The following is a 23,104-nucleotide window of genomic DNA, read 5'->3' on the forward strand; positions in this document are numbered from 1 at the left end:
CCCTCCGGGGTCATCAACACTGCGGCAAACGGGCCAGCAGCCAGCTTACTATCAGTAAATCTGCGCTCCCGCCGGGGCTGAGATGACGGGCGATGCAGGCATCGTCGAATTTTTCTAATGCCCTGGTGGCTGCCTGCGCATAGCAATGCTTTCCTGTTCCTGCCTGCGCATGGCCGCTCTCTCTTTGTGCCAGCAGCGCCGACGACGCCTGCTGTAGCCAGCGCAGCCCGGTCATGCCTCCGCGAGACACCACGTTGGTATCCGCGTTATGCGCCATCAGCCACAGCAGGCAGTCCGTGAGCGCGGCCTGTTCGTCCCAGCCGTTCTCTCTGCGCTGGCGCAGCAGGGGGAGCGCGCCATTCATCACCAGCGGAAATCCGGCTTCGGCCTCCCCCCGCGCACCGCGTAGCCCGCAGGCCGCAAACAGGCGCTGGCCTGCCGTTTTTCCGGGGTTGTTATGTTCCAGCTCCCGGGACACCAGCCCCTGACAGATGGCTGCTACTCCGGCACACAGCGCCGGTGCAGTCACCGGCCGCCGCTGCTGATAAAGCCGTCCAAATACCGAGCATAGCAGCGCCAGTGAAAAAATCGTCCCCTTGTGGGTATTCACCCCGCCCGTAGCCTGGAACATATGCGTTTCACACGCCATTCCCACCGGACGCAGGCGCGCCAGTAGCTGCTCTTCCGGCAGCATGGCATCTTCCCTGCCCTGGTTAATGAAAACGGGAAACCATGCGCCAATCGCGGCGGCGCTGCGCCGGAATGTGCCGATATCCATATCGCGATGCGCACCGCTGTTGCAGCAGTCAACCAGGCCGGGCTTAGGCGTCAGCGTCACCTCCGCCAGTAATGCCCGCACGGCATCGGCAGCAAACTGAGCGGGATCCGGGGGGCTGACCCTCGCATCCGTAGCCAGCAGCTCAGGCTGCGGCAACGCATCAACGATGCCCGGACGATCATAGAGTACAGGCTGCATCTGCCCGCCTGATTATCTCTGCCAGAAGTTCAGCCTGGCTGTGCGTCCGCTGCCTGGCACAGACGCTGGCGGGCAGCGAGCACAACAGGCACTGACGTTCAGCCAGCTGGCTGGCCCGTCGGGACAGAATGCATCCGTCCGTGGTCAGGACATCAATGTCCCAGAGTCGTCCGACAGGAGAGTCTGACTCCCGCGCCACCGCCCATTGTTTTACCTCTTTCGCATCAGCCTGTATCGACCAAAACCCCTCGCAGCCCGTGGCCAGCGCAAACGCGTCTGCCCGAAGAAAATGCCCTGCCAGCGGCTGACCCGCCTGCTGGATCTGCGTCCAGCCGGCGTTGAATATCCGACGGGTCAGCGCGCTGTCTTTAATCGGGCCAGGCATCACGACGGTCAGCACCAGCAGCGTGACCGGATGCTGCTTTAGCCACTGCTGCTGACGCGCCTGGCGGTTATCGCGGCTGGCGAGCAGTTCCGTCAGGCTGATGGCGCGCCCGGTAGCCTGTGCCGGGATCGTTGCCTGCCCGACGTTATTCAGCAATTTGATGCACCACATCAATCACCGAGCCATCGCGGTAGCGCACGACCGCTACCACATTGTCGGTAAACGCGACAGGCCGCGGATCGCCCGTCAGCAGCCTAGCCCGCTCATAAAGCCACTGGATAGTGACCAGCTCAATGCCCCGATCGCGTAGGCGCTGCGCCAGCGCCGGACGGGAAGGATTAACCGCCGTGCCATGGTCGGTGACCAGGATATCAATGCCCGAACCCGGCGTAATGCAGGTCGTTACCGCCTCCACCACGGTAGGCATACGCCCGCGCACCAGCGGAGCAACAACGATCGCCAGCTCCGCGGCGGCGGCGGTATCGCAGTGGCCGCCGGAAGCGCCACGGATCACACCGTCGGAGCCGGTGAGGACGTTAACGTTAAAGCCCGTATCAATCTCCAGCGCGCTGAGCACCACCACGTCAAGCCGATCGACCACCGCCCCTTTGGAGTAAAAGTCAGCGTACTGGCTGGCGCTGATTTCAATGTGGCCCGGGTTGCGGGCCAGCGACATCGCGGCCTTACGGTCAAAGCTCTGCACGTCCAGCAGGCTGCCGATCAGTCCCTGCTCATGCAGTTCCACCATGGCTGAACTGATGCCTCCCAGCGCAAAGGCCGCGTGGATCCCTCGCGCACGCATTTTATCGGCCAGAAAACGGGTGACCGCCAGCGAAGCACCGCCGCTGCCGGTTTGCAGAGAGAAACCCTCGATAAGTGAGCCGGATGCCGCAATCACCTCTGCCGCACGTCGTGCAATCAGTAGCTCACGCGGATTGGAGGTGATGCGCGTGGTATCGGCCCCAATTTTGTCGGCATCCCCCACCCGCGCCAGACGGACAATCAGGTCAACCCGATCCTGGGTCAGGCTGGCAGGAGAATGCGGATAAGGCAGTATCGCTTCGGTAAGCAATACCACCCTGTCCGCGAACTGCGCATCAACCTGGGCATAACCGAGCGAGCCGCAGCAGGCCTCACCGCTGTAGCCATTCGCATTGCCGTATTCATCACAGCCCGGCACCGCCAGGAAAGCGACATCAATATGCAGCTCGCCAGACGCGATCAGATTGACCCGCCCGCCGTGCGAATGGATCTGTACCGGCTCGCGCAGCAGACCCCGCGATATCGCCTCCGCCAGCGGTCCACGCAGGCCTGACGTGTAGATGCGGCTCACCACACCGCTGCGAATATGCGCGATCAGTGGCGCATGACAGTCGCTGAGCGAGCTGGAGGCCAGGGTCAGATTGCGCAGCCCCATCTCCGCCAGCGTGTCCATCACCTGGTTAAGCGCAAGATCGCCATTGCGGTAGGCGTGATGAAAAGAGAGGGTCATGCCATCCTGCAATCCACTGCGGCGGACAGATTCCTGGAGAGAGGCGCAGCGCTTCATATCGGCAGGTTTTATTGCCCGCTGCTCTGCTTTTACCGCATCCTGGAAAAGCATAACTTCTGGCCGTGAGGGCAAAGTCATCAAACGTTGTTGTCGGTTCATCGGGTCTCCTTACTGTCGCTCTCTTCCTGATGCAGCCCGGAAAGCGCTGCCCTCTCCAGCACCAGCCGGGCGCGTTCAATCACCGGGCTGTCGATCATTTTGCCATTGAGCGAAACCACGCCCCGCCCTTCCCGCTCAGCGGCGGCAGCGGCGTCTATGACCTGCTGTGCATGGTCAGCTTCGCGGGCGGTGGGCGCGTAGAGGTTGTGGAGCAGCGCGATCTGCCGGGGATTAATCAGGGATTTCCCATCGAAACCCAGCTGCTTAATCAGAGCGGCTTCGCGCAGGAAGCCCGCATCATTGCTGGCGTCAGAGTAGACCGTATCAAAGGCCTGGATACCGGCTGCGCGGGCAGCCTGGAGGATGGTGCAGCGAGCGAAAAGCAGCTCAGTGCCTTCAGGCGAACGTTCGGTTCGCAGATCCCTGACGTAATCCTCCGCGCCAAGCGCGAGGCCCATTAATCGCGGTGATGCCTGTGCTATCTCCACCGCATTGGTTATCCCCTCTGCGGATTCAATCGCCGCCAGCAGGCCCGTGCTGCCCTGCTGACGCCCGCAGGCGGTTTCAATGGCGCCGATGGCCTGCGCCATATCCAGCACATCCTGTGCACGATCGGTTTTTGGCAGGCGCACGATATCAGCCCCTCCCCGTACCACGGCCTGTAAGTCTGCCAGGCCATAAGGACTATCCAGGCCATTTACCCGAACGAGGGTTTCCACCTGCTGGTAGAGGGGATGCTGCAACGCATGGTAAACCAGCCGCCGTGCGGCATCCTTTTCACGAAGAATAACGGAGTCTTCCAGGTCGAACATCAGCGCATCTGCCTGATAGATAAAGGCGTTGCTGATCATGGCGGCGTTGGCACCGGGAACAAACAGCATACTTCGCCGGACGCGTGGCTTAAGCGTCATCATGACTCACCTCCCATGGGAGGGTTTCAAGCCCGCTGGCGCGCATCAGCGCCGTTTCCATTCGCGCACGGATCACACAGTCCAGCGCACCTTTATCATCAACTATCACCTGCACCGGCTCAACCCGATAGCGCGTCAGCAGCTGAAGCAGCGTCTGTCGAATGGCTTCGCCAAACTGCTTTTCCACGCTGCTGGCAATCAGTAAATCGTGCTGTGCACCCTCCGCAGGCGCAATGCGGACCATCACATCGCTGGACTCAAGCGTTCCGGCCATGGCTTCCCTGATTATTTTCATTCCGTCCTCTGATTATCTGGCTTTCTGTTTTGAGTCGCGGCAGTTTTCTGACTTTTTGCCAGCAGGCGTTCTAAATAGTGTTGTGTTGCTTCCGGCACCAGCGGTGAAATAGCCTGCATATTACCGGCGGGCAGCAGTTTCCTTACCCATGAGGCCGAGATAGGCGTCCCTTTATATTTCAGCCGTTCAATTTCAACCAGTTCTATGGGCGGTGCCGTTAATAAAGGCGTCTTTAGCCAGTAATGCATATCGCGGTTATACTTTTCCGTCACGGCACAAAAAGGTTCACTCCCCACAAAGCGATGAGTAATGCCCAGGGCGGGAGCCAGAGACTGTCGGAATATTTTTAGGTCGATCTCGGTATAGCAATTATCGACGATGCCTTTTTCTTTAATGAAATAGCAGGGGAAAGTGGCCCGTGAAATTATATATTGTGAGCCTTCATGGATTGTCAGATTGGTTATACCATGCGTTCCGGCCACAACCAGATCAAACCTGTCCTGATAGCGAAAGCGGGAGGTATCTTCTCTGACCAGGAACAGATGTAACCAGTTACAGGCCGCCGCCGCCTGCTGCACCAGATACTGATGCCCGCGGGTGAAGGGGTTGGCGTTCATCACAATAGCGCCAATTTTCTTACCGGGTTTTCGCAGATGCGCAAGCCGCGCAGCATACTGGGCCAGCCGACAGGGACTGTTTTCCATCAGTACCATCACCCCCGGTACGCGGGCGACAGGGTAGAATCCGCACTGCCGAAACAAAGACTCATTTTGCGTGCTCGTACAGAGAAACAGCTGAGTCTGGTTCATCTCCCAGGCCAGGTTAACCAGCTCAGTGGCGAGGCTCAACCCCAGCCCTTCACCACGTAATTCTGGCGAGACGGCGACACACTTAATGATATTGTCAGCGATGCCGCCGCAGGCCACCAGCCTGCCCGCCTGCGTGGCGGTCACAAACACCCTGATGGTCCTGTCGATGCTCAGATCAATTTCACGCAGAAAGGTTTTTATTGCCGAAACGGTGCGTTCGTCAGTCCGGTATACCCGATTAAATACCACATGACTATCCATAATAATGTTACTACACCCCGTAATAAATAATAAATTCCCATCATCGGGAATAATTAAGCAGGTAATACAGGAAAAATGCCCTTGTAAAATTAAACATCAGGGATAGTAAACAATTATAAATTTTCTTTGGTGATCAAATTCACACTTCGCATTTAATCTCGCACACCCGAAGGGAATATCACAGACACCCCTGGATTTTATTATAATTAAACAACCAAAAGGAACGCCGCATTAACCACACTTGCACATTGAATATAAAATTTAAACATGCATAGTTATTTTACCCTTTCGGGGTAAGCGCCATGAGAAGGTATTGAGCGCAAATCTTATCTTTAAGGTTTGTGCTGTTTCGTTTCCCCCCTCCTCTCCAATGAAGCACCAGGGTCGATTGTCTCCTCTGGAAAGCGTGCATAGCAGTATACTAAACCAGCAATTGACAGGCACAGGCGCGAGGGTTCCATCGGCCGCGGTAAGACTGGAATACTCAGTCGTTCTGTTAGATTCAGGGCAATGCAGGTACATAACCCTGAAAGAAATAACGCATCCCGTTACTGACACTTCCCCGAGACCCGCTGGCATTCATACAATTTAGCAATTTTCTTAGTTTTTTATAACTTATTAAGCCTGAGAAAACGGTATAATTTATTAATCACTGCCGAGGTTTCACCATTGCGACGTTATTCGCTTACAGGTCGCAGATAAACCCTGAAGAAACAAAACTGAGATAACCCAACCAATGATATACAGCACAGCGACTTTCAAGCATAAAGCGGCATTAAAAGCAAACCTTAATATTTAATGAAACTTATCATTTTCTGATCTTACATCACGGAGAAGTCCCGATGAGAAAGTTTTCCATAGGAGGGGAAGTTGAATTTGAACCCGGCAGAAGAGTTATGCGCGGCGGTGGCAAAGAATTAAAAATCCAGTCATCCTCCGTATATTGTCTGGAGTTGCTCATTGAAAATCAGGGGAAGGTGATTGAGCATGAGGCTTTTTATGACTTTGCCTGGAGAAGGTTTGGCATGGAAGTCAGTCCCAATGCGCTGTATCAAAGCATTTCAATGCTCAGGAAAGCACTGTTAGCCTGCGGTAATAGTGAGGACTTTATTCGCACCGTTCCCCGGCGCGGATTTATGCTGTCGGGAAAGGTAGAAATCACCTGCACCGAGTTACAGAATGAGCCTTCTTCAACTGAGGGTGAAAATGATCCCGCTCCCAGGCAGGCAGAGCCTGAGGGCAATGAAAACGTCACCATTCTTCCCGAGGAGCTTCCTCTTCCCACTGAGGAAAATCACGTTTCAGAAGCCTCCACCGGGACATATTCACAGCCTGAGCGTATCAGACTGAAAATAAATAATGCTCTCTTCTGCATCGCTTATGGCGTGGCCTTTGCCGCCATCGTGTTGACGCCCTGTCTTAATTTTATCACTTACAGCGTGGATTACGTGAAGAGATTCGATTTTAATGGCTGCGCGTTTTACAGCAATAATATGGCGGATGATGACATCACTATGCAAGCAGTGATAAAAAAGAAAATACGATGTGATGAACGAAAATATGTCTACATCACGCTATTTCCGGGTGGGAGCAGAATGTCAGTGATACAGTGTGAAAAAGAGATAGGTCCCTTCCTCAGACCTAACTGCATTTCTTATTACTATATAGGTAACCCCCTGTGAGGAAGACTCTGACCTTTGTTATTATTATGATTGCAATAGGTGAATTATTTTTTTACAGGTTCTGTGAAGACAGGGAGATCAGCTGCGTAGGCAACATTAATTACTTTAAGGGTGATGATAAGCTTTCTCTTATCATCGGGCAGAAAATGAATGATGGGAAAGGACTGCTCACCCTTTCCGGTGCCCTTTATGAGGGAAAAGAGTCCCGCATCAATGTCAGTAAGGTCATTCAATTTGACTATCATGAGGAAAATAACATCCTTATCGCGCAGTCAACGCTTATTCAGAACTCCCCAATGAATGAGATAAAAGGCGAGGAAGAAAAAAAGTGGTTCCCGGAGTTCTTTGTCAAAAAGGGTGGAAAGCTTCCCTTAACCATAAAGAGAACGGGAATAGACACCTGGATTTTTTACTCAAATCCTGTGCCACTCTTTATCTGCGAAAAGTAGCGATTCATATAAAATCTGAACTTCAGGATGAAGGTGTGTTATCTCTTCCTGTCGTTCAGGTCGCTACCTCAGTATTGCGCTTTATTATAACATCCATCAAACAGCCGAAAGATTGATTCGATCTCCAATCCGCTACAAATCTACCCCGCCGCATCGTTCACGTCAGAGAAATACGCTAACTTATTGTTATAAGTGGATTTTATCCCATGGAAAAGGCTTTAGCTTTACTCATCACCTCTCATATGAGATAGATTCAAATTACTTCAGACGATAAAAAAAAGCGAGGTGTTAACATTCCCTCCGCTGATGAGAGAGCTGAACCTCCTCACTTTCAGCAGCCTACTAAATCAAGGGGAATTTAATGAAAACCAGTTCAGTATCATTATATTTAGCGCTTTCCACCTGTGTTACAGGGGTAATTTCAGGCAATGTGCAGGCGGCATCACAAAATACTATTCGCTTCCAGGGTGAAGTCAATGCCCAGACCTGTAATGTTGATGTTAATGGTGCATCAGGCAGCCCGGTGGTTTTACTGCCGACCGTGTCAACAGGTCAGCTAAGCACTGCAAAAGCCACCGCGGGTAAAACCAGCTTCACTATTAATGTCTCAGGCTGCCCCGCCCCTGCCTCCGGCAGCCAGGATATTAATGTTCTCTTCCAGGGAAACAATATTTCCACTAATGGTAATCTTGGAAATACCGGCACGGCTGAAAATGTTGATCTGCGCCTGTTAGATTCCAGCGATAAAGTGATTAATCTCTCATCGGGCCAGGCAAAGGTGTCGGGAATGAAGCTTGCCGAAGGAGCGACCAGCACTTCACAGGATTATTCCGTGGAATATTATACTGATGCAGGGAGTGTTTCAGCAGGGTCAGTATTGAGCAGCGTGCAGTACGCAATTAGCTATCCATAAACCTTATTGCCCCTCCCTTATGCGAGGGGCCGGAGTCCATTGTGCTCAGGCATTTTATTCTCTCTTTAATCGCTGTATTTCTAATAAGCACCGCGCAGGCAAGCGTTGTCCTGAACGGCACCCGCATAATAATTGATAATGCCCGACAGGAGAAAAATATACAGTTTACTAATTCAGGTCACCACCCTGCCCTGGTTCAGATTATGCCAGGGAATGAGGAAAACGCTGATCGTCCGCCCTTTGTTGCTCTGCCTCAGGTATTCAGAATTTTACCTGATGCCGGTCAGACCGTGAAAATAAAAATCACCAGGGAAAACCTGCCACAGGACAGAGAGTCCATGTTTTACCTTGAGTACATTGATATTCCCTCGGTAAAAAAAAATGATGAAGATAAAAACAAGCTTTACCTTATTGTTAAAAGCAGGGTCAAAGTATTTGTTCGTCCGGATGGTATCTCACCCAAAGTCGATAAAATACGTGAGAAGCTCTCCTTTAGCCTCAACGGCGGCGATATCATCATTAAAAACCGCTCTCCTTTTTATGCCAATCTCCGCTCTTTTTCTCTACAGCGCGGTACGGAAAAAGTGAATTTTAGTGACGCGGTGACGATTGCCCCCTTCAGTCAAGCTAACGTCAGCCGAAAAGGAAAAGACAGTACGCTTTCAGGTTGGAGCATGCGTGCACTTTTGATTAATGATTTTGGTTCAGACGATATAATAGAAATCGCAAAAAATAAATCGCAATGAAAAACCAATCTTTACTTATAACGCTACTGCTGATGCTGTGTGGGGTACCTGCGGGCTACGCAAAAACGTCAGCAGATAATGACTATATTTTCGATCCCTCGCTGATTCGTGCTGCTTTGCCAGGCCAGTTGAATATTCAAGATGGCACCGGGGATCCCTATTTCCAGTCAGGTGAATATGATGTTGACCTTTACCTCAATGGTAAATTTCAGAGTAACACGCCGTTAAAGCTGCAACGGGAAAACGGAGAGTTTACCCTGTGCCTTCCTCCCCGTTTTTACCGGGCGTTTGCCGTCAGGGAGCGTTATCTTTCTGACCTGCCTGCAGAAGGATGTACCCATCCCGAACGCTTTCTCCCGGCGGCGTCGGTGCGGGTCGATACGGGTAAACTGCGCGTGGATATCACTATTCCGCAGGCGATGCTTGTTACTCAGCCCGCAGGCTACATTGCGCCTGACAATCTTTCCGAAGGATCCACGATGGCCTTCGTTAATTACAATGTGAATCAGTTCTATTCTGATTATAAAAATGGTCAGCGTTTCGAGTCCACCTGGCTGGGTATTAACGGCGGGATGAATATCGGCATGTGGCGTTTCCGTCAGCAGGGTAATTTTACCCATAATGAATATGGTAATCGCTGGCAAACCACCCGAAGCTGGGTGCAACGTGCGCTGCCGTCCGTAAAAAGTGAAGTGTCTGTCGGGGAGCTCTTTAGCGCCGGAGATCTGTTTAATGCGGTCAGCTTTCGTGGGCTCAATCTGAACTCGGACGACAGGATGCTGGCGGATTCCCTTCGCGGCTATGCCCCGGAAATCCGTGGGGTGGCTAACAGCAATGCCCGCGTCTCTGTCTGGCAGGGCAGGCAGCGAATTTATCAGACCACGGTGCCACCCGGCCCTTTCCTCATCAATGACCTGAGTCCGGTGAGCTACGGCGGCGACCTCAGCGTGGAGGTGCTGGAGTCCGATGGCAGTCGTCACCGCTATACCGTACCCTTTGCCGTTCTACCTGAATCATTACGCCCGGGACGAACCGATTACAGCTTTTCTGCCGGTAAGGTCACAGATTACCGCAAAGACAATAACTTCACCGAACTCACGGTTAAACGGGGCCTGACCAACGCCATCACCATCAATGGTGGAATGCGGCTGGGAAATGACTACCGCTCGCTGCTGGCGGGTGGCGTCTGGGCCTCGGAAATGGGCGCCGTTGGATTCAACAGTGCTTATTCTTCAGCCGATCTGAACGAGGGCAATACCGCCCAGGGATGGCGCTATGAGCTGAATTACAGCCGAACCTTTGAGCCGACCCACACCACGCTAACGTTTGCCGGGTATCAGTATTCCACGCACGGATACCGTGACCTTAACGACGTCATTGCGTTAAATAACAACGCGACCCCGGGGCAGGATAATACCCGCAGCGAATACATGCAGCGTAATCGTCTGCAGATGACCATTAATCAAACGCTGGGCGACTGGGGCAGTATTTATCTCTCTGGTTCCAGGCAGAATTACTATGACGGGCGCTCGCGTGACACGCAGTACCAGGCCGGATACAGCACCGTTATGCCGGGAAATATTTCAATGAACCTGTCCCTCTCCAGGCAGTATACGGTCCGATCGCACTCGCATGACGCTTTTCGGCGATTTGCAGCACCGACGCGCAGGAATGAATATTTCAAGGATACCCAGCTACAGATTAGCTTTTCAATGCCGTTAGGCTCCGCCACCAACTCACCGTACCTCACGCTGGGAGGCACCCATGACAGCAGTAGCGGAAGCAGCTATAACGCCTCGCTGAGCGGCGTGGCCGGAGAAGATCAAACCGGCTACAGCCTGAACGTTAATCGCGACCAGCGCCAGAGGGATACCACTTTCAGCGGCAGCGTTAACCGGAAAATGTCCCTGGCCAGTCTTACGGCCACCGCTTCAACGTCGTCGCGGTTTAATCAGATGTCGGTGAATGCGATGGGCGCGGCGGTACTGCACAGCGGCGGACTGACGCTGGGAAATTATGTCAGTGATACCTTTGCGCTGATTGAGGCAAAAGGCGCTCAGGGAGCACGGGTTATCAGTAGCCCCGGCATTCACGTTGACGGTTCGGGATACGCCCTGGTGCCCTCCCTGATCCCTTACCACTATAACGCTATCGCGCTGGATGCCAGCGGCAGCGACAGTCAGGTTGAGGTGCAGAACAGCGAGAAAACCATCGCGCCTTATGCCGGTGCTATGGTCAGGGTTAAATTTCAGACGCTGCGCGGCTATCCGGTGATGATGAAAACGACCACTAACCGGAATATTTCAGTGCCAATGGGCGCCGATATTATCAATGAACAAAGAAAAACCATTGGGACCTTCGGCCAGGCAGGGAATGCGTATCTGCGGCTGAGTGAGACGCAGGGAACGCTGAAGGCCGTCTGGGGTGCGGGTAAAAATGATTCATGCACCATTAATTATCATATCCCAACGCCCAAACCGGATGCGGTTATTACCTATGCAAACGCCGTGTGTCGTTTCTGATTTACCAGGATAAAAAATGAAATATTGTATTTATGCTTTCGTTGTCCTTATTTCCAGCCTCTGTACGCCGCTGCAGGCAAACTGTACCCGCATCAGGGCGGTCGATCAGGGGTGTGATGCCTGTGGCGCATCGCTGAATCTGGGTAACATTGGCCTGATGGACCTGCGATATCAGCCTGCCGGTACGGTGCTGGCCCGTTCCGTATTTCAGGTTGTTCCCTCGATTAAAAATAGCGATCCCGAACGCGTGCTCTATGAGTGCGACCTGGCGGATAAGGACAAGATCTTTGAGGTATTTGCCACCAATGGCGACAGTAACGTCGGGGGCGCATGGAATATGGGGGATAACTATTTCCAGACCTATTTCCCCTTTACCGCGCTGAAGCTGGTTCATCTGCGCAGCAGTAAGCCTTTTACGCGGATCTGGCAGAAAGTCCCGCTGACTGACTATGACGTGAGCGGCAATAAAATACTGATTAAAGGCAAGCACTTCAGCCCGATCGGCGCTGAACTGATCAGGACAGATAAAAACAATCGGGATAGCGGCTATGCGTCATGGGGTTGTCCCTCTGCCGCAAAGGACAGCTATACGGGGTCCTATAACTGCAATCAGCCCAATGGCTACGTGGTTTTTATGGGGCCGGGCCAGAATGTTCCCGAAGCCGGAAAAGACAGCTGGAATAACTTTGACACCTGGATCACCGGACGTTATATGGCCTTCGGGATGAATACCGCGCCGGTCGCAACCCTTACGCAGAACCGGAGTCAGGGATGCCGGGTGGAAAACTATACCGCCCACGTCCTTTTTCCATCGGTCAGCATTAACGCGCTCTCGCAGGGTCAGTCGGTAAGTGCGCCGCTGAGCGTCACGCTCGAATGCTCAAATGCAGCAGAGACGCAATCTGGTGTGGCTTCAGGCCAGATCTCACTGGGTTTTCAGTCCAGCTATGCGGCCTGGCTTCAGGCTCAAAAGCTGGGGCTGACCGGGAGCAATGGCATTTCAGATTATCTGGTGTCTGATCACTATGATTCAGACCCCTCCCTTGCCACTGGCGTGGGTATCAAACTCAATACCTCCAGCGGCAAACCGGTCTCATTTCTCGGCTGGAGTGATTACAGCAGCAGTGCCGGATGGCGGCCCGTGCTGGAGGACGCTCAACGAACCCGCGGCGGTCAGGGAGACAGCAACATGTATCAGAGAAACTTCGTTGCGCAGCTGGCTCAGCTGCCGGGAAAAAACGTCAGCGCGGGCAAAATTGACGCGACCGCTTATCTCTTAATCAGGTTACAGTAGAATGAAAAAACTCTTCCTGCTCCTCGCATCCTTTGCCACGGCCTGTCCTGCCGCTATTATTCCTCAGGCCAGCCGGGTTATTTTCCATCCGCACCAGGTGCGTGCTCCTTTACTGCTGGTCAACAGCGCCGACACCCCGGCGCTGGTCCAGAGCTGGGTAGACCGGGGGACGCCGGACAAGGATCCGGGAAGCCAGGCTTTCCCTTTCGTCGCGCTTCCCGGCGTGTTTACGCTCAATAAAGGTGAAAAAAAGGAGATCACAATCATGCGAAGTGCGCTGGCAGATAAACTCCCCACCGATCGGGAGTCGCTCTACTGGCTGAATATCTATGAAATAAGCTCGGTCAAAAAAAGCACCCTGAGGGAGGCAAATAATAAGGTGAGTATTGCCTTAAATACCCAGCTCAAAGTGATTAATCGCCCGTTCAAAGAAACGGAATCATTTGAGCAGAGGACCAAAAGAGTGGTTTTCAAACTTCAGCGGTTAGCGGGTAAGGAGGGGGTGATCGCCGTTAACAACACCCCCTATTACTTTACGCCCGGAGAGATGAGTATCACCCTCGGCCAGAATACCTATCCCGTTTACCTGGATGCGGAGAAAAACGTTGCCCCTTTCACCACCAGGACGTTTCCCCTGCAGAATAAAGCCGGAACATTGCCCGACGGTGAATCGACACTCAACTATACCGCAATAGACGACCAGGGCGCCTTGCATCCCTTTTCCTTTCTGCTGCGTGGGAGCTGAGCCAGGTTCAGGCGAAAGGCTTAATGATGCAGCATTTCGTCTGCCACCTCTTTATCCGACAGCTGATAAGGGTAATAGGTTGGCCAGTTGTCCATCTCTTCCAGCAGCGCCTGCTGCGAGCGGTTGCCCATGAAAATGTGGAAATGGCTGGATTTTCGCGGCGCGATAATATGATCGCTGAACTGCACGTATTTTGGCGCGCTGCTGTTGGCGTCGTGACATTCAAACAGGTAGCGAACGCCCTTTTTACCGGAGACATAGGTCAATATTTTATGACCCGCGTAGGTGTAGTGGCAGGCACTGACCTTGTCCCCGACGTGGAACTCCATCACGCCATCCTCAATGCCAATGGTGGCGACGTCGGTGGCATAGCCGGTGCGGTAATACTCCTTTACCGACGCAAAGGTTTTGCTGTTGTCCTTTTCGGCCTTTTTACGGAATACTGCATCCAGAGTGCCCTTCTGCAGCAGCGGATAAACCGACTGCCACATCCCTTCCCAGTCGGTCAGATTTCTGTCCTGCACATCCCGATCGGCAAACACCCCTTCCGCCGCGTGCTGTTCTGTCTCACTCAGCGGCTTGCCGTGTGAATGATGCGCATGTGACAGCGCCTCGCTGCTGACGATCAGCATCCCCGATGCCAACACCCACTTACCCAGATGACTCTTCAACGTTCGACCCTCGCTTTAGTAAAGATTCAAAATGTTATGATATAACATTACACAAAGCAAGTGAGCGCGAAACTCAGGAGGATCGGTAGCAGGGATAAGCCGTGTCAGGTTACTGCAAAATGTGCACAGGTGACTCTTTTGTAAGGAATTATTCAAATATCCAATACCCTGACGCCTCCCCCACAGCCAGGGTAACATCGCTTAAATAAATATCCCTCTCACCCTGTTGCTCTCTAAGGCTGCTGTCGATAGTAGATCTGCCCCATAACCTTTAGCTGGATGGATACATGAAAATATCGACCCGTTTGACAGCAGGTTTTTCCCTGTTAATTTTGCTCTTTATTCTTTGTCTGGGCCTGGCATTTAATGGTCTGAGTCAGTCCAGAGACAGTATGAACACCGTCGTTAACCTTAAGCTGAAAAAAGTCGTGCTGGTTAACGAAATGGGTACCACGCTGCGAAATATGCTGGTCGAAATAAGGAACATGGCGCTCTTTACCGATCCTCAGGCCATTGAGTCGGAGCTGTCCCGCTTCGATCAACAAAAGCAGGTGTATCTGCAAACGCGTGATGCGCTTGCCGTCATCATCCATGCCGAAGGGGCCCCCGCTGAAGTGAAGCTGCTGGCAGACGTCAGTGATTCAGAGAAAGCCGCCCTCACCGCCCTTGATACCGCTGCCCATATGGCGCAGCAGCGTCAGCTCCAGGGGTTCGCAGATTATCTCACTCACGGGGTGAGGCCCCCGCAGCAGGTGCTGGTCGCCAGTCTTAATGCCCTGACAGATATTCAGACCCAACAGGCCGAGGAGACGGCCAGGGCAAACAGCGCAGCCGTAAACCGCCTTTCACTGCTGTTAGGCATCATGATGGTGGTCTCCGTTATTGCCGCAGCGATCGTCTGTATCCTGACCGTACGTCTGCTGATGCGTCAGCTGGGCGGTGAACCGGTTCAGGCTCAACGTCTGGCCGCCGCCATCGCCAGCGGCGATCTGACAACGTCGGTCGCTTTACGCCATAACGACAGCAGCAGTCTGCTGGCCTCCCTGGCGGGTATGCAGGTAAACCTGCGCGGCCTGGTGTCGCAGATTAAAGAGGCTGCGGTTTCCGTTGCGCTCGCCTCAGACGAAATAGCCCGGGGTAATACCGAACTTTCATCCCGAACCGAACAGCAGGCGGCAGCGCTGCAGGAAACGGCGGCAAGCATGGAGCAGCTAACCGCAACGGTGAAAAGCAATAGCGTCGGCGCACAGCAGACGGCAAACTCCGCCAGGGAAGCGGCGTCACTGGCCCGCAACGGCGACGCCGAGGTTCAGCGAATGACGGTGACCATGAGCGATATTTCCCTCAGTGCGGGTAAGGTGCGTGATATTACCAGCGTGATTGAAGGCATCGCCTTTCAGACTAATATCCTGGCGCTGAACGCCGCGGTCGAAGCGGCCCGTGCCGGAGAACAGGGCAGAGGTTTTGCGGTGGTCGCCGGCGAGGTCAGGACGCTGGCGCAGCGCAGTGCGGTGGCAGCAAAAGAGATAAAAGCGCTGATCGAGCAGGCCGTGACGCAGGTGGAAGGCGGCGTGGCCGTTGCACAGGGAACGGGGCAAAGCATCATCAAAATCGTTAATATGGTCGGCAGCCTCGCCGACGCGATGGAGGAGATATCACTGGCGTCATCAGAGCAGATGCAGGGAATTTCGCAGGTCAGCATCGCGGTGAGTCAGATGGATGGCGTCACGCAGAATAATGCGGCACTGGTTGAGGAATCCTCCTCGGCTTCACACTCCCTTTCCGGGCAGGCTCATGCGCTGCGGAGCATGGTGGACACCTTCCGGGTCTGAATCCCGCCGGGCTAACACCGCAGGCTAAAACACGGCGTCGGCTATCTCTGCCGACGCCTCTTTCAGGCCGTTAAGCGACGGCAGGCGGCCTCAAGCCGCTGGCAGGCTTCCTCCAGCAGTTCGTCTTTTACCGCATAGGCGATGCGCAGATAGCCCGGCATGCCGAAGGCCGATCCGTGCAGTACCGCAACACCCGCCTCTGCCAGCAGCCAGCGGGCCACGTCGCTATCGTCAGCCAGGGATTCGCCCGTCGGGGTGATGCGCCCAATCAGCCCTTTACAGTTGGCAAACAGATAGAATGCTCCGTCGGGCGGGGTGGCGCTTAGCCCGTCCGTTGCCGCCACCCATGCCATCACGCGCTGGCGACGGCGGGCCAGCTTCTCCAGCCATTGGGTAAAAAAGGCGGCGGGCTGTTGCAGGGCGGCCACGGCCGCCGCCTGCGAAATACTGCTGGGGTTGGAGGTACTCTGCGATTGCAGAATTTGCATCGCTGCGATCAGCCAGGCGGGTCCGGCGGCATAGCCCAGCCGCCAGCCGGTCATCGCATGACTTTTCGAGACGCCGTTAATCGTTAGCGTTCTCTCTGCCAGCTGCGGCGCCGCCTGAGCAAAGGTAGCAAACGGCGCGCCGTTATAGCGCAGCGGCTCGTAGATATCATCGGCCATAATCAGTACCTGCGGATGGTCGGCCAGCACACCGGCCAGCGCGCGCAGCTCCTGAAGGCTGTAGATCGCCCCGGTAGGGTTGCCGGGGGAGTTCAGAATCACCCAGCGCGTCTGCGGGGTAATGGCCTGCGCCAGGGTGTCCGGTCGCAGTTTCCAGCCGTGCTGCTCCTCGCAGGGCACGATTACCGGCTCGCCCTCGGCCAGCGCCACCATATCCGGATAAGAGACCCAGTAGGGCGCGGGAATAATCACCTGCTGACCCGGGTCAACCGTCGCCAGCAGCGCATTGAAGATCAGCTGTTTAGCCCCGCTGCCCGCGATGATCTCATGCTGTTGGAATGTCAGGCCGTTATCCCGGGCAAACTTATGCGCGATGGCCCGTTTCAGCTCGGCGGTGCCCGCCACGGCGGTGTATTTGGTCTGCTGACCCACAATGGCCGCTATCCCGGCATAGCTGATGACATCGGGAGTGGCAAAGTCCAGCTCCCCCTCTCCCAGGTTGATGATCCGTTTCCCTGCGGCCTCCAGTTCACGAACGCGATCGGAAATCGCGGCGGTCGGCGAAGGTCTTACCCGCTGCATACGGCGGGCGGTAGTGGTGTTATTCATAAATCCTCTTTGTATATGTTGACTCAGTGAATACAATCGATTGCGTACCTCAACCCAGACAGCCAGGAGCTTGCCGTGTCACTGACTTTTATCCTCGACGATGCCAGACTGCCCGCCCACTATGGTGCCTGTGCGGTAACCTGGGCCAGGCAGCAGCGCCTGCCCCTGTGGAGCCTGCGGCCGACCTTTAGCGGCGACTACCCCGACAGCCATCAGCACGTGGTCGCGGCCGGTTACTGCGTCACCAGCGGGCTTTATACCTGCGACCCGCAGCTGCGGGAGGTGAGCGATATCGCGCAGCTTCCTGCGCATGATGCCGTCGTGGTGCTTGCCGCAGGTGATGCTGAGCGCGTGGCGCACCTGCCGGGAAACCGGCTTTACGCTCAGCACGCAGGCGGGCTGTTACAGCTCTGCGACGCCGCAGGCTGCGTGCTGTTGCGACAACCTGCGCCTGGCGGCCGCTCACGCACCCAGCCGGTCGGTGAAACCCTGGTACTGGGGCTGGTGGGACGGGAAGCGGATCACCGTGAGGTTTATCCTGCCACCCTGGCGGCACTTGACGATGCCGCCCACCCGCTCGGCATTCAGCTCCGCCTGCGTTTTTTACCGCCTGCCGACCTGTCCGCCCCTCTGGATGAGCTGAGCGAACTGGACGCGGTAGTGCTGCCCGGCGGTGCCTCCATGGCGGCCGTCAGCGGGCAGATCCGCGTGGCCCACGCCACCCTGCAGAGTCATCTACCCACCCTGGGCCTGTGCCTCGGTATGCAGAGCATGGCCACGGCGGCGGTACGCCTTCAGCCCGGGTGCGACGGGGCAATCCTGGCGGAGGTGGCGCCGGATGCCGCCCTGCACAGTTTTATCCGCTTCGGGAATGGCGCTCACCGCTGCGGGCTGCTGCCTTTTACCCCTGCTGCGCCGCTGCCCGCCCCGCTTCCCTCCCAGATGCATTACAACCATCGCTACCGGTTTAACCCCGCCCTTCGCGCCCAGCTGGCCGCCAGCGGTATTGTCGTTACGGCCGAAACCGCCGGGACCGTTGAGGCTATCTCCCTGCCCGACCACCCTTTCTGGCACGGCGTTCAGGGGCATCCGGAACTGCTGTCGCGCCCGGAGGCGCCACACGGCCTGTTTACCCGGCTGCTTGAGGCGGCCCTTAGCCAGCGTGGGGTGCGCCGCACGGGTCTGAAACATCCCCGATCGCTAAGCGATACCTGACCCTCGCAGGCCCCGTTCAGTCTGCGAGGGCCGCTCAGCGGATCGGGTCATCTTTACTCAGCCAGCGTGACGCCGCTGCGCGGATCGCTGGCGAGCGTCGTCATCACGCGGGTTAGCGCCGCCAGCGCCTCCGGCGAGATGGGTCTTAACGGGGCGCGCACCGTGCCGCCGTTAAAGCCGCGCAGCGCCATTGCCGCTTTAACCAGCTGCGGCTGACCGTGCTGGCGCGCCAGCGCGCGGTAGTCGTACCACAGCTGATGCAGACTGCGGGCGGTCTCCGCATCCCCCTGCTCCACCGCGCGAAAGGTTGCCAGAATAATCTCCGGTAACGCGCCGCTGTTGGTGGTACTGATGCCGTCAAAACCACACATCATCGGGCCAAGGAAGGCCAGATCGGAGGCGCAGAACAGCCGCAGCCGACCGCCCAGGCGGTTAGCAATCTGGTCGATAGCCGTCGGGTTGAGATCGCCCTGTTTAATCCCGACCACGCCCGGGATCTCTGCCAGCTGCACCAGCTGATCGGGTGAAAGGGTGATACCAATGCCGGGCGCGTTGTAAATCAAAATGCCGGTTTTTGACAGCGGTGCCATTTCACAAAAAAAGGTGTGGATCTGCGCCTGGGTGATTTCACTGACAAACGGCGGCGTGACCATCGGCAGGCCGCCAAGATCGCCCGCCAGCGCGGTAAGCTCCCGCACTTCGCGCGGATCGGCGCTGGCGCTGCACAGCATTACCGGAATGCGATCGCCCACGCAGGCCATCACTTCGCTAAACAGCGACCGCCGCTCGGCCAGTGACATCACCGGGAATTCACCGTAGGTGCCGCCAATCAGAATGCCGTCGTAGCCCAGACCGATCACCCGCTCAATATTTTCACGCAGCGCCACAAAGTCGATGGCGCCCTGTGCATCAAAAGGCGTGACGGTAATGTTGAAGATGCCGCGCAGGCGCTCATGGCATTCAGTCATATCTTTCATTGTTGTTCCTTACAGCAAAGTTAATGGACGAGCCAGGGTGCCGAGCTGGCGATAGCCCGTTTCGGTTACCACGATGGTTTCACTGACGCCGACGGTAAAATCACCGTAAATGCGCAGCGCGGGGGGAATATGGAAGGTCATCCCCGGCTGGAGTTCGGTGGTAACGCCGGTGTAGAGGCTGAGGATGCCGCCCTCGCCCCAGTCGGGCGCGAAGGAGACGCCAATGGCGTAGCCGGTGCGTTTTTTGAAGTTATCGGTGAAGCCCGCGCGGTCAATGACCTGCTGGCAGGCCAGATGAGGCGCTTCGCAGGTCGCGCCGGGGCGAATGGCATCCAGCGCCGCCTGGAGTGCCTCCTGGCACACCTTTTCCATTTCCAGCGCGATGGCCGGGGGGCGTCCCAGCCAGGCGGAACGCATCAGCGCGGCGTGATAGCGATCGTGAGCCGCCGCCATCTCCAGAAAGACCGGTTCATTATCCTGTAGCACCCGACGTCGCCAGGTGCCGTGCGGTACGCCGGTGCGCGGGCCGGAGGAGACCAGCGGCTCCATGCCGACATACTCGGAGCCGGCGGCAATCGCCGCCCCCATCATCGCGGAGACTAATGCATTTTCGTCAGCGCCCGCGCGGATGGCGGCAATGCCCGCGTTCATCCCGGCGTCAACGTAGCGCGCGGCGGCGGTGATTTTTTCCAGCTCCGCCCGGGACTTCACCGCCCGCAGCGGCTCAATTACGCCTGCGGCATCGACGATATCGCCTAATCGCTGCTGTAGCGCCTCATAGATGGCGACCGGCAGGAACCAGCCGCGCTTATCCAGGCCGATGCGTTTTGACAGCCAGTTATACTGTTGCAGCATACCGAACAGAAAATCGACCGGGTTATCGCCATCCTGATACACCGCCGCGTCGGCGATAAAGGTGTTGGCGATAAAGTTGCAGAACTCCAGCTGGCGAATAACGAAAACCGGCTCCCCTTCCAGCGGCAGCAGCAGCGCCTGGAAGGTGTAGTAGCCTGGCGTCTGCTGGCCGGTGAGCCAGAAGATATTTTCCGGGCCGGTCACAATCATCACGTCGATGCCTGCCGCCTGCTGACGTTCGCGGGTGCGGCGGATACGCCGGGCATATTCCTCGGCGTTAAACGCCGATTCGCTGCCCTGAATCACATTATCGGGTAGTTGCATGGTTAAGCTCCTGAAGGAAAGTGGCGCGCGCGGCATCGAAATGCACGCCCAGGCCGGGAGAATCGGGCACGCTGACGCGACCCTGGTGGTAAATCAGGCCGCTGACCGGGTCGTCAGTCAGGCCGTCGGCCCCGTAAAGTTCCGCAAAGCCCGGCTGCACCACGCGGCAGAGCTGTAGCGCGGCCGCCGTAGCCGCGTGGCCTTCATTCATCTGACCGATCATCAGCTTCACGCCCGCAGCCTGCAAACGTCGCGCAGCGCGCAGCGTGGGCAGGATGCCGCCCAGCTTCACCAGCTTGAGGTGTGCCCAGATGGCACTGCCGGAGGTGCAAGGTGCCAGGGTGTCATGCTGCGCTGGCTGGCTGTCGCCCGTCGCCGGGCCCGCCAGCCGGGCGATGGCCGCCTCGCCGTTAAGGCTCTCGTCCAGCATCAGCGGGATGCCGCACGCTGCCAGCTCGGGCAGCCGCGGATCGTTTTCCGGCGCAAGGGGCTGTTCCACATAGCTGAGGTCCAGGCTTGTCAGCTGCGGCAGACGCTCCAGCGCCCCGGCGACCGACCACTGACCGTTCACATCAATCGCCAGGGTGATGCCCTCCCCGAAGCGCTGGCGCAGCGCCCGAAGCCGCTGCAGATCGGTGGCGAAATCCGCCACCCCGGTACGCAGTTTGAGCTGGGTAAAGCCGCGTGCCACGTAGCCTTCGGCCTGATCCATCATCTGCGTTTCGCTGCCCCAGAACAGCGTCTGGTTGGTTGCTATCGCGCAGGGTGCGCTGGTCGCGCCAAGCCACTGCGCGAGGCTTTGCTGATGCTGACGGGCCAGCAGATCCAGCAGCGCCATCTCCAGCAGCATCCGCGTGGGTGCCAGTAGTCCACTCTGCGCGGCGTGAACCGCTGCCAGCTGTGCCTCGGGTGGCTGCTCCCAGTCCCAGCGGGCCAGATGATGCTGGACGTTGCCGAGCACCTGCTCCTCGCTGTAGCCGTGCAGATAGCGGATATTTAGCCTGACTTCGCCAGTCCCTCTGTCGCCGCCGTCGTCCAGCGTCAGCCACAGGGTATCGAGCGCGGCCACCGCACCGGAGGCGGCGGTATGCAGGGTGACGCCCGCGTAGTGAAGATCGCCCCGCCACAGACGGGCTCTCATCGGATCACCGCCACGGGCAGCATCGCCAGCGCAATGTCCAGATAGATCCCGGCGGCGGCGATAAACTCGTCCACGGGCACAAACTCATCCGGCTTGTGCGCCACCGCGAGCGATCCCGGGCCAATCACCACGCCCTTCGCACCCAGCGCACGGAAATGCACCAGGTCACAGCCGCCCTGAAAGCCAAACGGGCCAGGCTCGGACTGGCCGTGACGACGACAGGCCGCCAGACCCGCCTGCACGATCGCCTCGGCGCTGTCGGTTTCCGTCGCGCCGCCGGTGGTAGGCTGCCAGGCGACGATCTCCGCCTCAACGCCAAACTGCTGCTTTGCCGTCTCCAGCAGCTGTTGCAGCTCGGCTTTTACCGCTTCCTCCTCCTCGCCGGGCACCATACGGCGATCGAGCAGCAGCTCGCAGCTGTCGGGCACCACGTTATCGGCATGGCCGCCGTGGATGCGGGTCACGGTCAGGCTGGCACTCCCGACCAGCGGGTGACAGCGGCAGCGCACCTGCTGATGATGAGCTTCTTCCACCAGCCCCAGCAGCTGTCCCGCCCGATAGATGGCATTGATCCCCAGCTCCGGGGTGCCCGAGTGCGCGGTCACGCCTTTCACCCGTACGCGGGGGCGCAGGCTGCCCTTATGGGCAGAAAAGGTGGCGTTGGCGGTCGGCTCGCCAATCACCGCGAAATCAATGGCCGGGGGCGCGTTGCGGACATAGAATTTTGCCCCTTCGCTGGCCACTTCCTCATCGGCGGTAAAGACCCCCATCAGCGTGCCGGACCAGTCCTGACGACGTTGTGCCAGCATGCGCAGGGCTTCTACCATCGCCACCAGCGGGCCTTTGGCATCACAGGCGCCGCGACCGTATAGCCGTCCGTCGCGTTCGGTGAGCGTAAAGGGATCGCTGGCCCAGCCTTCTCCGGCGGGCACCACGTCCAGATGGGTGTTAAAGGCAAAGCACGGGCCGTCGCCGTTGCGCAGCACGGCGGTCACGTTCGTCCGTCCGGGAGCGTATTCGCTGAATGAGAGGTCGAAATCCGCCGCCCGTAGCCAGTCAGCAATACACTCTGCCGCCTCGCGCTCCCGGCCCGGCGGGTTCTCGGTATTGATCGCCACCAGCGTGGCAAGGTCCTGCTTCATACGTGCGTCGTTGGCGCGGTAAATGGACATAGAA

At 56.8% G+C, this 23,104-nt stretch carries 21 protein-coding genes; 9 read left to right on the forward strand and 12 right to left on the reverse strand.

Annotated elements, in window-relative coordinates:
* Positions 1–13: 13 nt before the first annotated feature.
* The 6 genes from citG to citC are packed head-to-tail and all read right to left on the reverse strand — an operon-like array spanning position 14 to position 5,288.
* The gene (gene citG, locus AAGR22_RS14135; protein ID WP_345828096.1) at positions 14–976 is read right to left on the reverse strand and encodes a triphosphoribosyl-dephospho-CoA synthase CitG; all 963 of its coding nucleotides are present in this window, start codon (positions 974–976) and stop codon (positions 14–16) included.
* On the reverse strand, positions 957–1,517 hold the full coding sequence (gene citX, locus AAGR22_RS14140; RefSeq protein WP_345828098.1) for a citrate lyase holo-[acyl-carrier protein] synthase: 561 nt from the start codon (positions 1,515–1,517) through the stop codon (positions 957–959). The genes citG and citX overlap by 20 nt, the downstream gene beginning before the upstream one ends.
* Positions 1,507–3,012 carry a citrate lyase subunit alpha gene (citF, locus tag AAGR22_RS14145; RefSeq protein WP_345828100.1) on the reverse strand — a complete coding sequence of 502 codons (1,506 nt, stop codon included), beginning with the start codon at positions 3,010–3,012 and terminating at the stop codon, positions 1,507–1,509. Before citF ends, citX begins: the two co-directional genes overlap by 11 nt.
* A complete protein-coding gene (locus tag AAGR22_RS14150) occupies positions 3,009–3,926 on the reverse strand; it encodes an aldolase/citrate lyase family protein (protein WP_345828102.1) in 918 nt (305 codons plus the stop codon). Before AAGR22_RS14150 ends, citF begins: the two co-directional genes overlap by 4 nt.
* Positions 3,913–4,218, reverse strand: a complete 306-nt coding sequence (gene citD, locus AAGR22_RS14155) for a citrate lyase acyl carrier protein (protein ID WP_345828104.1) — start codon at positions 4,216–4,218, stop codon at positions 3,913–3,915. The genes AAGR22_RS14150 and citD overlap by 14 nt, the downstream gene beginning before the upstream one ends.
* The gene (gene citC / locus AAGR22_RS14160; protein ID WP_345828105.1) at positions 4,215–5,288 is read right to left on the reverse strand and encodes a [citrate (pro-3S)-lyase] ligase; all 1,074 of its coding nucleotides are present in this window, start codon (positions 5,286–5,288) and stop codon (positions 4,215–4,217) included. Before citC ends, citD begins: the two co-directional genes overlap by 4 nt.
* 842 nt (positions 5,289–6,130) lie before the next feature.
* Between citC and AAGR22_RS14165 the strand changes: the two genes are divergently transcribed.
* The 7 genes from AAGR22_RS14165 to AAGR22_RS14195 all read left to right on the forward strand — a co-directional run bounded on the left by AAGR22_RS14165 (position 6,131) and on the right by AAGR22_RS14195 (position 13,639).
* Positions 6,131–6,970, forward strand: coding sequence for a winged helix-turn-helix domain-containing protein (locus tag AAGR22_RS14165; protein ID WP_345828106.1), 840 nt, complete (start codon positions 6,131–6,133; stop codon positions 6,968–6,970).
* Positions 6,967–7,419, forward strand: a complete 453-nt coding sequence (locus AAGR22_RS14170) for a hypothetical protein (RefSeq protein ID WP_082804182.1) — start codon at positions 6,967–6,969, stop codon at positions 7,417–7,419. The genes AAGR22_RS14165 and AAGR22_RS14170 overlap by 4 nt, the downstream gene beginning before the upstream one ends.
* Positions 7,420–7,780: 361 nt before the next feature.
* A complete protein-coding gene (locus tag AAGR22_RS14175) occupies positions 7,781–8,332 on the forward strand; it encodes a fimbrial protein (protein ID WP_345828108.1) in 552 nt (183 codons plus the stop codon).
* 41 nt (positions 8,333–8,373) lie between these two features.
* Positions 8,374–9,078 (forward strand): molecular chaperone, encoded by a 705-nt coding sequence (locus AAGR22_RS14180; RefSeq protein ID WP_345828109.1) that lies wholly within the window; start codon positions 8,374–8,376, stop codon positions 9,076–9,078.
* Positions 9,075–11,600: a fimbria/pilus outer membrane usher protein gene (locus AAGR22_RS14185; RefSeq protein WP_345828110.1), complete on the forward strand. Its 2,526-nt coding sequence runs from the start codon at positions 9,075–9,077 to the stop codon at positions 11,598–11,600. Before AAGR22_RS14180 ends, AAGR22_RS14185 begins: the two co-directional genes overlap by 4 nt.
* A gap of 16 nt (positions 11,601–11,616) precedes the next feature.
* Entirely contained in the window at positions 11,617–12,894 is a 1,278-nt protein-coding gene (locus AAGR22_RS14190) for a fimbrial protein (RefSeq protein WP_345828111.1), read from the forward strand.
* Between the two features lies 1 nt (position 12,895).
* Positions 12,896–13,639: a molecular chaperone gene (locus tag AAGR22_RS14195; protein ID WP_345828112.1), complete on the forward strand. Its 744-nt coding sequence runs from the start codon at positions 12,896–12,898 to the stop codon at positions 13,637–13,639.
* A gap of 20 nt (positions 13,640–13,659) precedes the next feature.
* Here AAGR22_RS14195 and zinT read toward each other — a convergent pair whose 3' ends face one another.
* A complete protein-coding gene (gene zinT / locus AAGR22_RS14200) occupies positions 13,660–14,271 on the reverse strand; it encodes a metal-binding protein ZinT (protein ID WP_067707343.1) in 612 nt (203 codons plus the stop codon).
* Between the two features lie 326 nt (positions 14,272–14,597).
* Here zinT and AAGR22_RS14205 point away from each other — a divergent pair, with 326 nt between their 5' ends.
* Complete coding sequence (locus AAGR22_RS14205) at positions 14,598–16,142, forward strand: methyl-accepting chemotaxis protein (protein WP_067707346.1); 1,545 nt, start codon at positions 14,598–14,600, stop codon at positions 16,140–16,142.
* 62 nt (positions 16,143–16,204) lie between these two features.
* Here the strand turns inward: AAGR22_RS14205 and AAGR22_RS14210 are convergent, their stop codons facing one another.
* The gene (locus AAGR22_RS14210; protein WP_345828113.1) at positions 16,205–17,416 is read right to left on the reverse strand and encodes a pyridoxal phosphate-dependent aminotransferase; all 1,212 of its coding nucleotides are present in this window, start codon (positions 17,414–17,416) and stop codon (positions 16,205–16,207) included.
* 75 nt (positions 17,417–17,491) lie between these two features.
* On the opposite strand from AAGR22_RS14210, the gene AAGR22_RS14215 reads away from it, so the two are divergent.
* On the forward strand, positions 17,492–18,631 hold the full coding sequence (locus AAGR22_RS14215; RefSeq protein WP_345828114.1) for a CTP synthase: 1,140 nt from the start codon (positions 17,492–17,494) through the stop codon (positions 18,629–18,631).
* 53 nt (positions 18,632–18,684) lie between these two features.
* Here the strand turns inward: AAGR22_RS14215 and AAGR22_RS14220 are convergent, their stop codons facing one another.
* Genes AAGR22_RS14220 through AAGR22_RS14235 form a run of 4 tightly spaced genes read right to left on the reverse strand, consistent with a single transcriptional unit; the run spans position 18,685 to position 23,100 of the window.
* Complete coding sequence (locus AAGR22_RS14220) at positions 18,685–19,608, reverse strand: dihydrodipicolinate synthase family protein (RefSeq protein WP_345828115.1); 924 nt, start codon at positions 19,606–19,608, stop codon at positions 18,685–18,687.
* Positions 19,609–19,617: 9 nt separating this feature from the next.
* The gene (locus AAGR22_RS14225) at positions 19,618–20,787 is read right to left on the reverse strand and encodes a Xaa-Pro peptidase family protein (RefSeq protein ID WP_345828116.1); all 1,170 of its coding nucleotides are present in this window, start codon (positions 20,785–20,787) and stop codon (positions 19,618–19,620) included.
* Positions 20,771–21,928 carry an enolase C-terminal domain-like protein gene (locus tag AAGR22_RS14230; RefSeq protein WP_345828117.1) on the reverse strand — a complete coding sequence of 386 codons (1,158 nt, stop codon included), beginning with the start codon at positions 21,926–21,928 and terminating at the stop codon, positions 20,771–20,773. Before AAGR22_RS14230 ends, AAGR22_RS14225 begins: the two co-directional genes overlap by 17 nt.
* Positions 21,925–23,100: a M20 family metallopeptidase gene (locus AAGR22_RS14235; RefSeq protein ID WP_067707369.1), complete on the reverse strand. Its 1,176-nt coding sequence runs from the start codon at positions 23,098–23,100 to the stop codon at positions 21,925–21,927. The genes AAGR22_RS14230 and AAGR22_RS14235 overlap by 4 nt, the downstream gene beginning before the upstream one ends.
* Positions 23,101–23,104 lie beyond the last annotated feature (4 nt).

This window comes from Erwinia sp. HDF1-3R (genome assembly GCF_039621855.1).
In the GTDB taxonomy this organism is placed as follows: domain Bacteria; phylum Pseudomonadota; class Gammaproteobacteria; order Enterobacterales; family Enterobacteriaceae; genus Erwinia.